Origin of the sequence: Parapedobacter soli, assembly GCF_025460835.1 — a bacterium.
GTDB lineage: Bacteria > Bacteroidota > Bacteroidia > Sphingobacteriales > Sphingobacteriaceae > Parapedobacter > Parapedobacter soli.
This window is the reverse complement of record NZ_JAMXAY010000147.1, coordinates 1-786: the sequence shown is the minus strand read 5'-3', so window position 1 is coordinate 786 and position 786 is coordinate 1. Positions and strand designations below refer to the sequence as shown.

The window sequence follows — 786 nt, the reverse complement described above, 5'->3', positions numbered from 1 at the left end:
GAACAGCTACCCCCTAAACTCATTTATTCTAATGCATAATCCGGGATAATCTGAATTTCAAATTGGCCAATGCGAAAATAAGGGAAGACCACTTGGATTGTCTGGTTTATGCACATTACGAGTTTATCCGCATACATCCATTTAACAATGGCAACGGCAGGACCGGGCGCATATTGATGAATCTTGTGGCATCCAAATTAGGTTATCAACCGCTGGAACTATACCATAGGGGAGGCAAAGATAGGACAACCTATATCCATGCGATGAGGGAAACTGATAAAGGGAATTTCGGAATGTTAAGGCTGTTGATTGATAACGAGCTTGCCTTCCTGTGACTCATATTCTTCCAATACCGAAGCAACGATTTGCCGTACCCGTGCTTTTGGAACAGTCTGGCCTTCCAATGCCATTGAGCCATAGACATTTTTCGTCAGCAGTTTGGACAAAAACGCTTTGTCTTTCAACTTCGGATATTTCTCGTTGATTTTCATTGGAGTAATTATTGATGACTGTCTGTTTTTAATGGCATCAATGAATGCTTCGCAGTTTGCTTTTTAGTTGCAATGAAGCTTGCATGAATTATTCATATCTTTTTGCGAATGGCAATTCATGCAGGTTTCATGATAATGACAAAGATAACGCAAAGATTTGAAATAAAAAAGCCATCTCGATTTGTCAAGATGGCTTTAAGAATTTTTGTTTAAATACGTTGACAATCCGGTTGACAAGCACTAAACTTTAGTGGGAGCTACTGGATTCGAACCAGTGACCCTCCCGACTTTAAGT

Annotated in this window: 2 protein-coding genes; one reads left to right on the top strand and one right to left on the bottom strand. The window is 39.9% G+C overall.

The annotated features are described in order from the left end of the window. Positions 1-62 precede the first annotated feature (62 nt). Positions 63-335: a Fic family protein gene (locus NGM62_RS21955; protein WP_315975883.1), complete on the top strand. Its 273-nt coding sequence runs from the start codon at positions 63-65 to the stop codon at positions 333-335. Here NGM62_RS21955 and NGM62_RS21950 read toward each other — a convergent pair. Then, positions 297-491 (bottom strand): hypothetical protein, encoded by a 195-nt coding sequence (locus tag NGM62_RS21950; protein WP_262250440.1) that lies wholly within the window; start codon positions 489-491, stop codon positions 297-299. The genes NGM62_RS21955 and NGM62_RS21950 overlap by 39 nt on opposite strands. Positions 492-786: the final 295 nt, after the last annotated feature.

What these genes read in the sequence shown, in the direction of transcription:
- NGM62_RS21950 (WP_262250440.1), bottom strand. Translation starts at nt 491, where the DNA reads ATGAAAATCAACGAGAAATATCCGAAGTTGAAAGACAAAGCGTTTTTG.